Source organism: Butyricicoccus sp. OF10-2, assembly GCF_003481925.1.
Classification (GTDB): domain Bacteria; phylum Bacillota; class Clostridia; order Oscillospirales; family Butyricicoccaceae; genus Agathobaculum; species Agathobaculum butyriciproducens.
In genome coordinates, this window is record NZ_QUMC01000001.1 from 194436 (window position 1) to 207875 (window position 13440).

Genomic DNA, 13440 nt, shown 5'->3' on the forward strand with positions numbered 1-13440 from the left:
CTCGGGAGAGCCCTCGGAGAGCCCACGGCACTTTGCAGCCAGTATGGATGAAAGTGTCATAGTGGGTTATTACACTTTGAAAAAGTGCCTCTCCGTAGTTCTCCGCTGTCTGCAAATCTCAAAGAAAGGACAAAAATTCTATGGCAAGAAATGATGGAATAGACCGTACCGTAGCCAGAAATCAGGACTTGGAAACCCCGGCAGATGTGGCTAAGGTACAGGAACACAATGAGCGTGAAAAGGACAGCTACAGCAATCAGGACATCGTGCCGGAACGCACTTCTCTGAACGTTCATTTCAAAGCACCCACGGACGATTATGTAAAAATGTTTGAGCAGATGGAACAGGACGGCGTAATCTCCACCAGAGGTCTGAAACCGGATGCCGTCAAATACGGCGAGTTAGTATTTGATGTGAACTCTGCTTATTTCTACAATCATGGCGGCTATGAATTTGCAAAACAGTTTTATGCTGATGCTTACAAAGCCGCCGTGGAGATTGTAGGCGGTGAGCAGTATATCCTCTCCGCTGTGATGCACGCCGATGAGCGCAACCGGGCAATGTCCGAAGCTCTGGGCGAGGATGTGTACCACTATCATCTTCATGTGGTTTATATCCCGGTGGTGGAAAAGCAGATCCTTTGGTCGAAGCGATGCAAGGATGAAGCCCTCCGGGGAGCCGTTAAGGAGGTCATCACACAGGTCAGCCGCAGTAAGAAATGGGAGTCCAAGCCGGTGCTTGACGAGGACGGTAATCCAATGTTGAACGCAAGAGGAAAAAAGATTTTGAGGTCATCCTACAGTGTGTTGCAGGATGACTTTTTTCATTTCATGCGAGTTGCCGGATATACCGATCTGGAGCGTGGAGAACGTGGAAGCACCGAGGAACATCTGACTGTGACCCAGTTCAAGGTGCAGGCAGAACAGCAGCGGCTGGAAACTGTGGCCGGACAGGTGGCACAGGTGGAGCGGGGTTTGGAGAATGCCAAAGCTGCCACGGAGAAGCAGAAACAGAAACTGGAAGCTCTGCAAAAGGAAACCAAAACAGCAAAGACCGTTGCTCTGACGGTGCAGGAGATTGAAACAATGGGCAAAAAAGCCACATTCGGAAACAATGTTGTGCTGACTCCGGATGAATGCGACACGCTCAAACACTATGCGGTCAATGGTATTATTGCCAATGCTGACAACAAGCGACTGAAAGAAAAATTGGCTTCCGCAGAAAAGACGGTTTCCATCTGGAAGCAGCGGTATGAAGCGGTAAGCGAAAAATATATGGAACTCAAACAGAAAGCCCAACCCTTTCTGGATGCACTGGAAATCGCATCCGAAAAGGTTCGGGCTTTTATCAATTCTATCCTCATCAGAGGAAAGGAAACACAGGAACACGAACACCCTGCCCGGAAGCGTGGACAGGATATGGAACTTTGATGGAGGAATCGCCTATTGAAGAAATATTATGAAGAAGCGAAATATAATGCGGCATTTGACCGCTGTGTGGATGTTATGAGCCAGATGCTCCAGAAATATGGACATCAGGTTTTGGATAAATTGGAACAGGACGCTCCGCAGGAAGTGGAGCATTCCGAGGAAAGTAATCAAGCACAGCCTTTGACGGATAAGGCTGCGTAAAATCTCGCAATTTACACGTTGCGTATTCGTTACAGCTATGCTATAATGATTACGCAACGTGTACTTTTTGCTTTTGTGGAGAAAAGACGGATGGATTGTAAAAACAGAATTATAAAGTTGCGTGAAAGCACAGGACTGAACCGGAAAGATTTTTGCAAGCTCGTCCATATTCCTTACCGGACTATGACTGAATGGGAATTGGACAACCGCCATGCACCGGATTATGTGCTGTGGCTTTTGGAGTATTATATCCGCAACGAGGGACTTATGGTAAAAGGAAGGAATGAGGGAGGTGGAGATTCTGAAAAAGAAACAACTTAAATGCTATCTTTATACAAGAGTGTCCACCTCGATGCAGGTTGACGGATACAGTTTGGATGCCCAACGTGACAAGCTACGGAAGTATGCGGCATACGAGGATATGATCGTTGCCGGGGAGTATTCTGACGAGGGATTTTCCGGCAAGAACATCCAAGGGCGGCAGGACTTCCAACGGATGCTGAACGATATCCAGGACGGCAAAGATGATGTTTCTTATGTGCTGGTCTTTAAGCTGTCCCGATTTGGCAGAAATGCGGCGGATGTTCTGAACTCTTTGCAGCTTATGCAGGATTTTGGTGTCAACCTGATCTGCGTGGAGGACGGCATTGACAGCTCCAAGGATGCCGGAAAGCTGATGATCTCTGTGCTGTCTGCGGTGGCAGAGATTGAGCGAGAAAATATCCGCACACAGACAATGGCAGGACGGGAGCAAAAGGCTCGTGAGGGCAAATGGAACGGCGGTTTCGCTCCCTATGGATACAAACTGGAAGACGGAAACCTTGTTGTTGCAGAGGATGAAGTGGAAGTAATCCGTGTCATTTATGACCGCTACATCCATACCAACGAGGGCGTTGCTGGAGTTGCAAAATATCTGAACCGCAATGGTTATGTAAAGAAACTAAGACAGAATAATACCATTCCGGGATTTTCAAGAGATTTTGTGAAAAATGTATTGTACAATCCTGTTTATATGGGAAAGATTGCTTACGGCAGACGAAGAACAGAAAAGAAACAGGGTACAAGAAACGAGATGCACGTGGTTGAGCAGTCGGAGTTCCCGGTTTATGAAGGACAGCACGAAGCTATCATTTCCGAAGAAGATTGGCATCTGGCACAGGAAAAGCGCAAGATCAATTCTTTCAAGCGGGAAAAGGTCAACAATCCAGACCATGCACACATCCTGTCCGGTATCTTGAAATGCCCATGCTGCGGTAAGAGTATGTACGGCAATATCGCCAAGGCGCACAGCAAGGACAAAAAAACACGGTATTATTACTACTGCAAAAATACGGTTACACCTACCGGGCATGAGTGCAGCTTCCGTCTGAATATCGAGCAGACGGAAATCAATAAATTTGTGGCGAAGATTATTTCTGCTATGGTTAACAATCCCCGGTTTGTGGAAGCGATTCAAGCGAAAATCGGAACGGCGGTTGATACAGAGGATATGGAAAAGCAGATCGCCGTTCTGCAAGGGCAGCTAAAGCAAGCCTTTGGAACGAAAAGTCGCTTGGAGCGTCAGATGGATACCTTGGACATCAACGATGTCCACTATGACAGAAAGATTTTAGACTTGCAGCGCCGCTATGATGAGCAGTATGATACCATAGAGGAAATCGAAGTTCAGATTGGCGAATTGCAAAGTCAGATCCGCAACATACAGCAGGAGAAGATTTCCGGTGACAATATCTATCGCTTGTTACTGGCATTTGATGAAGTCTACCATTCCGCAACGGAAGCGGAGCAGAAGGAGTTTATGAAGGCCTTTATCGAGCGAATTGAGATGTTCCCGGAGAAAAGGAAAGATGGAAGCTGGATAAAGAAGATCGTATTCAATTTTCCTGTGCCTGTTGATGGTGAGGAAGTGAAAGAACTTCCCTTGGAAACTGAAACAACTGTTGAGACGGTCGCCCTCTTGTCACGGGAACAAATCCACTGACGGTTGAGGTCAGAATGGAAGTGGAAACCGGCGAGGTCAAGGAGCATCCGACCTATAAGCGTATTCAGGAGTATGTGCAGGAGAAGTACGGCTTCAAAGTCCATACGGCATATATTGCAGAGATCAAGCGTATGGTCGGACTGGATATGCACAAAGCACCGAATGCTGTTGAACAGAGAAAACATGAGTATCATCCCTGTCCGCCTGAAAAGGTTGAGGCGATCAAGGATGCGCTGCGGCATTTTGGCTTAATATCAGAGTGAGTTTACGGCTAAAAACCCAGCATCACGTCAAACGGCGTGGTGCTGGGTTTATTTTTGTCGTGCTTCGGGGCTTTTTTGAGGATAAAACCGCCTGTGTGCCGTTTGCTTTTCTTTGCCATATTGACACGCTGCCCTCTGTTCGTCGTGGCGACTGTGCGTTTTCGGGATAGAAAATGGACACTTATCTTTGTATAGGGAGAAAGCAAGAGAGGAAAAAGAGAGTGAGCGCAGGCTGTGGGAACGGTGCGTAAACCGCTTGCGGTTTTCCACGGTTTCCATAGCCGCAGCGAGGGAGAAAAGGGAGAGGTGGCTTTCTCGCTCAGGCGGCTTGCCGCCGCTCTTTTGCTCTCCCTTTTCTCCCTGAATATCAGGGATTATTCTGCGTCATTGCTCGGCGTAACAGGGCGAAAGTCCTCCTGGACCCCTTCATTGAGGTCAAAGCACATGGTTTTTGCGTCGGCAACCCAGAAACCGCGCACCTTGTAACGCTTGCCGGGAATCCAGTCCTCGCCGGTGACAGCGCGAAGCGGGTCAAGCAGATTCTTGTTGGAGATAGTAACAACACCTTTCTGTTCGCCTCTCGGCTTGGAGAACTTGAAGCCCTTCGGTTCGTTGCTCTTGCAGGAACGGATCGCAAATACCCTCGCTTTCGCATCCAGCAGACACAAAACAAAGGCGGGATAGCCCAAGTCCTCAAGCACCTTCTTGGTGATGGTCACGCCATTCTGATTCAGGAATATATCCGGGTAGGCGTTGATGTTGGAGTCGATGGTTTCAAAGTTCAAAGCGGAAAAATCAAAGTTCATAGTTAAAATCCTTTCATTTCATGGTGTTTTGCGCCTCATCCACGTTTTTTATAAACTCCTGACGCTCCATAAAAGACCACCGGGAATCCATAATCAGATAGCCCTTGAAAAGACCATCTTTCACGCGGTATGCGACGAAGCGATTGCTTAGACGGCGCAATGTAGCTCGTTTGGCTGTGCTGTGCCGCTCTGACAGCAACTTTTGTACCTTGATCCAATCCTCTTTTTTGATAATCGCTGTGTGGTGATTTTCCTTGAAATACATATTCAAATCCGTATTTTTGACAGATTTATGGGTGCGAAAATCCTTGGTATAGGTTTTCTGCATCAAAGCATCACCGCAGTATTTCTCATTTCGGAGGATGCTGCGGACAGTACTGGCAGACCAGAGATCGTTCCCCATTGGAGATTTGATACCCTGTTCCGTCAGCGCAGCGGCGATTTCTGCCGGGGTTGCGCCCTCCAAGCAGCTTTCATAGATGTACGCAACAATTCTTGCCTCGGTCGGCTCAATGACATGAAGGACTACGGCTACGCATGGGCTGGCGTTCTTCCCGCTGGACAGGAAGCGGCTGAGAAGGCTTTGGAAAAGGGCTGCGAGGTTTACCGTCTCTATTCGGATAACACCGAGGGCTTGTGCGTGGATACAAAGGAGATTGCCGATCATGCGGCAAAGGGCGGAATGCTCGGTATCAGCAAGGAAAGTTGGATGGTGGCTCTTGAGAAGGAAAACTACCTCAAGGCGGCGGAGATGTCGATGGAGGATGACTACGGCATGATTGATGGGATCATCAACAACGGTCTGAAGGAGGACAAGACCGCAGAGGTCAAAGCCCCCGAAACCGGTGAGAAGTCCTCCATCATGGACAGGCTCAAGTCTGCAAAGGCAGAAAAGCAGGAGGAATGCTGCTCTCCCAAAAAGAACAAAGGAGAGATTGAGCTGTGAGCAGAAGTCAGAAATGGCGGCAGGAGTGGTCGTTCTTCATAGTAGACAGCGGACGCCGGAAGTATAACCGTTTCTGCGTCCGCTGCGTCCATAGCTGCAAGCAGAGCTTCCGCGCGGATCTCATCGCCTGTCCGCACTTCTCACGCAAGGCATCGAGGTGTAGACAGTTAGGGGTCGAAAAAGCCTGTGATTGCAAGCCTCAGAGCGGCGCAAATTGACCAGCCTAAGTGCTTGTATTCCCTGCGTGGTTTCATCTTTAGCGCGGAAATAAGTGTCGATTTCGGCACTTGTTTGAATGCCCGGAAAACGAACCAAGAGCTCTGTCGATGCCCGGTTTGGGTATCGGCAGAGGCTCTTTTTTTATGACATATTCAAAATTGCGGACAGCAGCTCTTGAACCTGTTGCCGGTATTCCGGCTTTATATCCGAAATACGTCTGGCAAGCGCAAGGGCTTCCGCTTCTGGCTCGTCAGTCCCAAAGATATTCGGTCCGCACTGACGCCGAGCAAACGGCAAAGGCGCTGCAAGGCTTCAAGAGAGATACCGGAAGCACCACGCTCAATAGCACTCAGGTGATTCGGCGTCATGCCAAGCATTTCTGAGAGCGTGTCCTGCGTATAGCCCGCCTGTTCTCTTGCCACTTGAATATTGCCGCCGATTTCAATATTGATGTCCTTCTTCTCGCGCATAGCCTCACCACCTTTGCATTTAGTGTACCTAACGGCGGTGTCATTATCCACGGTGCGCCGTCGTTGATTTTGCTAACGACATTGCGTTGACTGTCCGTGATGAGGGTGATAGAGTGGAGCTACCTACCAAAAGCCGGTAGGTAGCCCGGTCGTCCTATATAGATAGGGTAAGTAACCTGCCCCTCCGGGTTGTCCATTCTTTGTTCAATCAATTTTAGGAGGGATTCTTATGGACAAAGTAAATGGAAAGCTGACAATATTTTTTTGAGGAGCCGTTTGGGGTGGGGATCTTTGATCAGTTAGGGCTAAAAATAGCCGTTGACCTGTTCTTTGTAGGAAGAACGGACAAGGTTGAGACGATGGCGGGTCCTCGCAAAATTTGACTTTTATGTTTGAATCACTATAAAGGTAAGCTGCCGCCCATCTTGAGCGGCAGCTTGCTTTTTATAGAATCTACTATCCCTGATACCTTATTCTTTCAACCAGCGTTTCCTTTTTCAGATTACTGCTTAAAACACAGGAAAGCACAATTTGTAGAATACCAACCAGAAGAATCATAACAAGAATCGGGATAAGAGGAACGTGATAAACGTTCATTCCAAAAATCCCATTATGCTTCGCATAGGAAAACAGTGCATAGCCAAGGGGCAGACCGGCAGCAAGTGCGACGCAGATGGTGCCAACCGTAAAAATCAAGCCCTGTATTTGTAAGCTCAGATTCAACTGCTTATTGGTCATGCCTACCGCTTGCAGCACACCGTATTCTTGCTTCTTCGTGGTGATATTGATGATCATGGTGTTTGCCAGATTCATAAACCCAATGAGACCGACAATTGCCATGAACAGATAGCAGCCAAGCTTCATCATACGGCTTGCGTATTCTGCAGATTGTAACTGTGCATGATAGGTATCCATTTTTATATGCGAAGTATTAGAAATCAAAGTATTCAGACTCTGTTCCACAGATGCAACATCTTTTTTATCACAATCCACCCACAGGTATCCATAAGATGTCCCTTTCGGATTTACAGAGCGGTATACTTCTTCCGGAATGACCAGATAAGTGTCCGCGCTTACAAAGGAGCCTGCGATTTTCCCATGATAGGTATAGGTTCCGCTTCCGTTATCAAAGTTGAATGTAATCGGTGCACCCGCAGAATACCCGTCAGCTTCCATCCACATGGACCAGCCAAAGAAAACATCCCCGTTTTTGACAGCCTGTGCATAGTCCATGGAACCGATATCGCCATCCCCGCGCATCATTTCAAAATCCTCTTGATTTACGATTGCAACCGGAAATTTTGTTCCGTTCAAATCTGCAGAGACGATTTCTCTCGTCAGTACATCCGTTACACCGGGGATGGATTTGATTTCTTTAATCAAAGAATCATTCAGTGGGTTGTTCTGTAGGATTGTGTCCAGATTATTCTCCGAATAGGCTTCATCATAATTCTGGGAATAATCCAGCTGCAGTTCAAATTGTCCATGATTAACGGAAAGACGTGCTTCATGCTCCGTATCAATATTTCCTACATAATTAGCGATAATTACAAACAATACACAGGAAAGCCCCATGGTAAGAATCGTAGCAATGGTTCTTTTCGGATTGCCTGTCACATTTGCCATTGCCATGGAGAAAACGGTGACATCTTTTCTGCCTTTTCGTCTGCCCTGTTTTTGCGTTTTGGAGCCGCCAAGATACCGTGTCGCTTCGATGGGTGAAATCCGGGAAACAATTTTCATGGGTTTGCGCAGAGCCAAAACGACCGTAAGAAACGATACAAAAATGCAGATGAGCATAATTGTCAGTGAAAACAGAGGCACCTGATGGTTCTTGATTCCGGACGATACCAGATTTCCCTGTTCCACCAGCCAGTTGAAGCTGACTTTTGCAATCAGGAAACCAAACAGCAGCCCCAGCGGTATCGAAGGAACCGCCAGAAGAATGCCCTCACGAAAGATCAACTGCTTCATCTGCTTTCTGGTTGCACCCAGCGCCTTGATTTTTCCGTACTCCTGAACCTTCTGGGCGATCCCGACATGGAAGATATTATAAATGACCACAACGGAAAACAGCACGATTCCGAGGATCAGGGTTCCACAAACCGCAATCATTTCATAGCTCGGCTGCAATACCCACTGTAGGTAGAGGTCATTGATGCTCACGTTTTTCTGGTCAATGCCGCAGGAATCCGCGATTTCTTTTATAACAGGTGCAACATTATTCATAGATACATTTGCAGAATCGCTCAAGGTAAAATAGATATTATATTGCCTGTCACCCTCCGCAACACGCTCATTATAAAAATCCTGCGAACCAAATACAACATAGGAAGCCTCGATGGTATATTCATCCCGGTCATATAAAATCCCGCTGACAGTAAATTCCACCGGTGCGTATTCCGACTGCATGCCGGAACGGTACTCCAATGTTACGGTGTCTCCGACCTTTACATCATGGTATCCCACTGCATCAAAGAAAGCACGTCCTGCGGCAATTTCCTGCGCCTTTTCCGGATAGGTACCTTCCTTCAACACATATTCCTGATTATAGGGAAGCATTTTCCTGACCGTTTCATCCGCACTGACAAAGCCGCCATTTTCATTTCCTTTCAGGATGCCCTCCGTACACATGATGCCGATATCAGATATCTCAGCTCTGCGTTCCACTTCTTTTAATTGCGTACCATCTGCGGCGATAAACAGGCCGTAGTTGCTTCCGTATGAGCTTGCAGCCTGATCCTTCTGTAAGAGGATTAGTCCATTTCCAATTGTACTGATAATGACCAGAAGCATGGTAGTCAGGCAAATCGCCGTCATAATGAGGACACTTCTTGTCCGATTTCTTTTGTCGTTGCTGAATGCAATTTTGCTGATCGTCCTCAATTAAAATCCACCACCTGTCCATCCTCGATGACTAAAATACGGTCAGCAACCTGCGCGATCTCATCATCATGAGTAATCATTACAATCGTCTGTCCATATTTTTTTGCGCTCATTTTCAGCAGCGCGATCACCTCGTCACTTGTCTTGGAATCAAGATTTCCGGTTGGCTCGTCCGCAAGCAAAATCTCCGGTCTGTTTACCAAGGCTCTTGCAATCGCAACGCGCTGCTGCTGTCCTCCGGAGAGAGTATTCGGAAGATTATGAATCCGGTGTTCAAGACCCAGTGTGGTGATAATATCATTGACATAAGCTTTATCCACTTTTTTTCCGTCAAGCCCCAACGGAAGAACGATATTTTCCCACACATTGATGGAGGATACCAGATTGAATGCCTGAAATACAAATCCGATCTTTCTTCTCCGGAAAACGGCAAGCTGATCCTCCTTCATGGAATACAGGTCCTTGTCAGACAAGATCACGCTGCCGCTGGTTGGTGTATCCAGCCCGCCCAGCATATGCAGCAGGGTACTTTTTCCGGAGCCGGATTTTCCGACAATGGCGACAAATTCTCCCTGCCCAATCTGGATATTCACATGATTGACGGCTTTGACCTGATTTTCCCCCGTCCCATAAAATTTGCAAAGCTGATTCGTTTCTAATATCACGCCCACTCCAATGGCCTCCTTTTCTTATTTACCAGCATTGTATCAAAGGAACCTTTCATTTCACTTTCAAAAAGAGAGCAGAAGTCTTACAGATTTGAAAGACTTCTGCTCATCATCTCTACGAAAGTCCATTCTCCGGCAGCTGAATCAAAAATGTACTTCCTTTTCTGACTTTGCCGGAGGCTACCGTGATTGTCCCACCATGCTGCTCAATAATCTGTCTGGACAGATACAGACCGATGCCAGTTCCGCTCTTTTCGCGGACTTCCGGCGCAGTCCCTCTGTAAAACCGCTGGAATATTTTATGGTATTCACTCTGCGGGATTCCGATTCCCTGATCCTCGATCTCAATTCTCACAAAGCCGGTTCTTTTTTGTAGACGGATCGTGATTTTTGAATGTTCTGGGCTGTATTTGATGGCATTGTCCAAAACGTTAATGATTGCTTCTCCAAGCCAACGTTTATCCTGCATAAGTGCACAATGCTCCAGTGATTCGTTGCAGTCGAAAATAAGTTCTATCCCTTTCTCCGCTGCCTTTGGATACGTTCGGTTTACTGCGGAGATGATCGTATCCATAATGGGAAGTGTTTTCTGATCAAGCTGAATCAAACCTGTCTCCAGTTTGGATATTTCCAGCAGAGACTGCAACAATGTTTCCAATCCGTCCAATGCACTCCGGCATCGGATGCGAAATCTGTTGCTCCGTCTCACTCAGATTGTTCCGCAGCAATATGCTAAAGCAGGTATCCAAGGCTGCAACCGGGGTTTTCAGCTGATGGGAAATGTCGGATACCATTTCCTTTGTGCTTTCCTTCTCCGCTCTGGCTTCCTCTTGCAGCAGCTGGATATGATGTCCGATTGCTTCAAGCTGAAATTTCAGTCTTTCCTGCCCGACATGATCTTCTGTGTCCGGCACTACCTCAAAGTGATTTTCTCGAAATGCAATCAGGATTTGCTCTAGCTGCTCCAATCGTTTCCGACTTTCTTTCGCCTCAACCTTCTTCCGGTAAAACAGGAACGTTAGCAAAGACAGACATAGCACTGCACTTGTACAGCCGGTTATCATGATATTCTGCCGGAAGCGCACATAAAACGAAGTCCCTTTGTTTTCCCAGTACCCGTATTGCTCTAATAATTGCTTACCTTGTTCATTGGCTTGATGGTCGTTTCCTTTCAGCCATCCTGCGGCAACATCCATGCCGGTGGTCTCTGCGCCCGCCGCAACTTCTGTCAGGATATCCATTTTACATTGATAATCCTGATAATATAAATAGGTGGTAAAGCAGTTCAATACCGCAAAAAAGAGTAGAACCGGCAGCACCAGTGACAAGGCATCAACCCACTTTTTACGATGTCGTTTCGTCACTGACTTACCTCCTGATTCCATATATACCCAAGACCTCTGATATTCTTTATATAGACCGGTGCAGCCGGATTGTCTTCGATTTTCTCACGGAGTCTTCTGATATTGACAGCGATTGTATTTTCATCCACAAAATCCCCTTCCAGATCAAACACATTTTCCAATATTTGTGTTTTTGAAAGAATCTGTTTCGGATTCTGAAGAAAAAAAGTCAGCATTTTCAACTCCGTTTTTGTCAGACTGATTTCACGACTCTTTATCAGGACTTTCATTTCTCCTGCGCTAAATACGATATCTCCCGAAATCATCTTTCCGGCTTCTGTTTTCTCCTGTCTGCGGCGGAAATGTGCTTCTATTTTCAAAAGAAGTACCGAAAGACTAAACGGCTTTGTAATATAATCATCTGCCCTGCTTCATATCCCATGACCTGATCCATCTCCTGATCTAGTGCGGTAAGACAAATAATGTATGTATTATAATTGCATCTCATCCACCTTACAAATTCCAATCCATTCCCATCCGGAAGATTCACATCACAAATGGCAACATCCACATTATTATCACTTGCAATTCTTTTCGCTTTTTTCACTGATTCTGCTGAAAAAACCTCATATCCGGATTTTTTCAGTGAAAATGTAATTCCACGATTTAAATTTTCATCATCCTCAACCACAAGGATATTTGGCATAATTCAAACCACCCTTCCGTCTTAGCTATATATGTTAAACGTTACATCAAATACTGCAAATGCTTTTATTGATTCAGGCGAATTCTGCATTCCTGTTGGCACACGATTTTCCGCAGGAAAGTCTAGTGTGCTATACCTTTGCTTCCGGCTGACGCGGGAAAGGGACCGCATTCACCCTCCTCCCCAAAACTAATTTTATTATATTCAATAAATTTCAGGAGCTGTGTCTCGGAAAAAAGCGGGATCGGGTACAGCATGATGTGAGTTTTGTCACCACGAGGCATTTTTGTTCCTTTTGCCCCTGACATGACATAATCGAAGAATCCATCTTGAAACATGATGGATTTCAGAAGGTATGCGTACTTCTTGTCCAAGGCTCTAAAACACAGGACATCGGCGTTACACCCGCCCGAAGTTGTTGCGAACCACATCCTTTTGAAATATGGACGGATGTTGCTAACAAGCACGTCCTCCGCTTGAAAATATGTCACTCGCTCTGAAGAATCAGTCGTGCCAAAGCAAGCAACACCTTGCTCGTCCGGCAGAATGTTTTCCGTTGAGACATGATGCGGCTCATTTTTCGTTTTCGACGGGCTTCTTGATATACTTGCCGTTCTTGATTCTCGCGTCCGCTGGCTTCTCTGCGTCCTCTGGAATCCCCCAGACCGAGCCAATGCGGATCGCACCGGGGACGCGCCCCTCGCCGCACAAAATCTGAATACGGCGGGTGGAGATACCCCAGCGTTCGGCGGTTTGCGCGATAGATAAATACTTCATGGGCGGTACTCCTGTTGCAGTTCAGTTCTGCGTCTGCTTATAAAATCACAGTATAATTATAATCGTCAAAGCGAATAAAAGAAAGGGCTTTTCGGAAAAGCCCAGAAAGTATCTACAACTTAAAAATCAAGGGTTTGGGGCTTCCCCAAAAATCAAAATGGGCGTATCGGCTGCAAGGCTGAAACGCTCATTTTTCCGGTGTGTACGGACACCGGATGTGCTTGCTACTCTCTCAAATCTCATATCCGCAAATACAACGCGCTCCCGCTTTTGCAAAAGCAGGGGCGCATATTTTTTGAAAATCTTTCGTTTCGATACCTGCGTTTCGACGAAGAAATGTCCGTTGTAAAGTGAAAGGAGTTCTTTGATATGCCAGACCGCACGCGACCCATCCGCAAAGAAATCTGCCTGAATGAGCAGGAATTGAGCATGGTTCGCCACAAGATGAACCAGCTTGGCACCCGCAACTTCGGCGCATATGTCCGGAAAATGCTGATTGACGGGTACATCATCAAGGTCGATTACACCGAGCAGAAAAAGTTAGCCGCCGCTGCGTCCACGATTGCAAGCAGAGTTTCCGGGCGGTTGTCGTTATTTGTCCGCATTATCAGTCAAAGAGGGCAAAAAAGGGTGGCACAGCTGCGTACTCCCCTCGCGGACCTAACAGAAAACCGCCATAGCAGCCGTATCACACCAGACCAGAGAGGATGTGATGAAAAATCTATTTCAAACTGAATACCGCAT

At 46.8% G+C, this 13440-nt stretch carries 15 protein-coding genes and 2 pseudogenes; 8 read left to right on the forward strand and 9 right to left on the reverse strand.

Annotated features, from left to right (window positions below):
* Positions 1-140 precede the first annotated feature (140 nt).
* The 5 genes from DXB00_RS01020 to DXB00_RS01040 all read left to right on the forward strand — a co-directional run bounded on the left by DXB00_RS01020 (position 141) and on the right by DXB00_RS01040 (position 3875).
* Positions 141-1430, forward strand: coding sequence for a plasmid recombination protein (locus tag DXB00_RS01020; protein WP_118145875.1), 1290 nt, complete (start codon positions 141-143; stop codon positions 1428-1430).
* A gap of 15 nt (positions 1431-1445) precedes the next feature.
* Positions 1446-1631 carry a hypothetical protein gene (locus DXB00_RS01025; protein WP_118145877.1) on the forward strand — a complete coding sequence of 62 codons (186 nt, stop codon included), beginning with the start codon at positions 1446-1448 and terminating at the stop codon, positions 1629-1631.
* Positions 1632-1721: 90 nt separating this feature from the next.
* Entirely contained in the window at positions 1722-1952 is a 231-nt protein-coding gene (locus tag DXB00_RS01030) for a helix-turn-helix domain-containing protein (protein ID WP_015540908.1), read from the forward strand.
* On the forward strand, positions 1915-3612 hold the full coding sequence (locus tag DXB00_RS01035) for a recombinase family protein (RefSeq protein ID WP_118728874.1): 1698 nt from the start codon (positions 1915-1917) through the stop codon (positions 3610-3612). Before DXB00_RS01030 ends, DXB00_RS01035 begins: the two co-directional genes overlap by 38 nt.
* 14 nt (positions 3613-3626) lie before the next feature.
* Complete coding sequence (locus tag DXB00_RS01040) at positions 3627-3875, forward strand: hypothetical protein (RefSeq protein WP_118728875.1); 249 nt, start codon at positions 3627-3629, stop codon at positions 3873-3875.
* A 374-nt stretch (positions 3876-4249) separates the two neighbouring features.
* Here the strand turns inward: DXB00_RS01040 and DXB00_RS01045 are convergent, their stop codons facing one another.
* Both DXB00_RS01045 and DXB00_RS01050 read right to left on the reverse strand, forming a co-directional pair.
* The gene (locus DXB00_RS01045; RefSeq protein WP_118478214.1) at positions 4250-4681 is read right to left on the reverse strand and encodes a hypothetical protein; all 432 of its coding nucleotides are present in this window, start codon (positions 4679-4681) and stop codon (positions 4250-4252) included.
* 13 nt (positions 4682-4694) lie between these two features.
* Positions 4695-5303 carry a recombinase family protein gene (locus DXB00_RS01050; protein WP_279220764.1) on the reverse strand — a complete coding sequence of 203 codons (609 nt, stop codon included), beginning with the start codon at positions 5301-5303 and terminating at the stop codon, positions 4695-4697.
* Here DXB00_RS01050 and DXB00_RS01055 point away from each other — a divergent pair.
* Both DXB00_RS01055 and DXB00_RS01060 read left to right on the forward strand, forming a co-directional pair.
* A pseudogene (locus tag DXB00_RS01055) lies at positions 5190-5627 on the forward strand (DUF4316 domain-containing protein); the annotation flags it as partial. The gene DXB00_RS01050 and the pseudogene DXB00_RS01055 sit on opposite strands and share 114 nt — an antisense overlap.
* On the forward strand, positions 5624-5845 hold the full coding sequence (locus tag DXB00_RS01060) for a hypothetical protein (RefSeq protein ID WP_118728876.1): 222 nt from the start codon (positions 5624-5626) through the stop codon (positions 5843-5845). The pseudogene DXB00_RS01055 and the gene DXB00_RS01060, both read left to right, overlap by 4 nt.
* A gap of 201 nt (positions 5846-6046) precedes the next feature.
* Here DXB00_RS01060 and DXB00_RS01065 read toward each other — a convergent pair whose 3' ends face one another.
* The 7 genes and pseudogenes from DXB00_RS01065 to DXB00_RS01095 all read right to left on the reverse strand — a co-directional run bounded on the left by DXB00_RS01065 (position 6047) and on the right by DXB00_RS01095 (position 12696).
* Entirely contained in the window at positions 6047-6316 is a 270-nt protein-coding gene (locus tag DXB00_RS01065; protein WP_243022604.1) for a helix-turn-helix domain-containing protein, read from the reverse strand.
* A gap of 456 nt (positions 6317-6772) precedes the next feature.
* Complete coding sequence (locus tag DXB00_RS01070) at positions 6773-9202, reverse strand: ABC transporter permease (RefSeq protein WP_118728877.1); 2430 nt, start codon at positions 9200-9202, stop codon at positions 6773-6775.
* Positions 9199-9873 (reverse strand): ABC transporter ATP-binding protein, encoded by a 675-nt coding sequence (locus DXB00_RS01075; protein ID WP_117489470.1) that lies wholly within the window; start codon positions 9871-9873, stop codon positions 9199-9201. Before DXB00_RS01075 ends, DXB00_RS01070 begins: the two co-directional genes overlap by 4 nt.
* 112 nt (positions 9874-9985) lie before the next feature.
* Positions 9986-10477, reverse strand: a complete 492-nt coding sequence (locus DXB00_RS16875) for a sensor histidine kinase (protein ID WP_243107120.1) — start codon at positions 10475-10477, stop codon at positions 9986-9988.
* Positions 10464-11234 carry a histidine kinase dimerization/phospho-acceptor domain-containing protein gene (locus DXB00_RS16880; protein ID WP_243107121.1) on the reverse strand — a complete coding sequence of 257 codons (771 nt, stop codon included), beginning with the start codon at positions 11232-11234 and terminating at the stop codon, positions 10464-10466. Before DXB00_RS16880 ends, DXB00_RS16875 begins: the two co-directional genes overlap by 14 nt.
* Positions 11231-11919, reverse strand: a pseudogene (locus DXB00_RS01085) (response regulator transcription factor). Before DXB00_RS01085 ends, DXB00_RS16880 begins: the two are co-directional and overlap by 4 nt.
* Positions 11920-12492: 573 nt before the next feature.
* The gene (locus DXB00_RS01095) at positions 12493-12696 is read right to left on the reverse strand and encodes a DNA-binding protein (RefSeq protein ID WP_118722653.1); all 204 of its coding nucleotides are present in this window, start codon (positions 12694-12696) and stop codon (positions 12493-12495) included.
* Positions 12697-13065: 369 nt separating this feature from the next.
* Between DXB00_RS01095 and DXB00_RS16885 the strand changes: the two genes are divergently transcribed.
* Positions 13066-13431 carry a plasmid mobilization relaxosome protein MobC gene (locus DXB00_RS16885; protein ID WP_243107122.1) on the forward strand — a complete coding sequence of 122 codons (366 nt, stop codon included), beginning with the start codon at positions 13066-13068 and terminating at the stop codon, positions 13429-13431.
* Positions 13432-13440 lie beyond the last annotated feature (9 nt).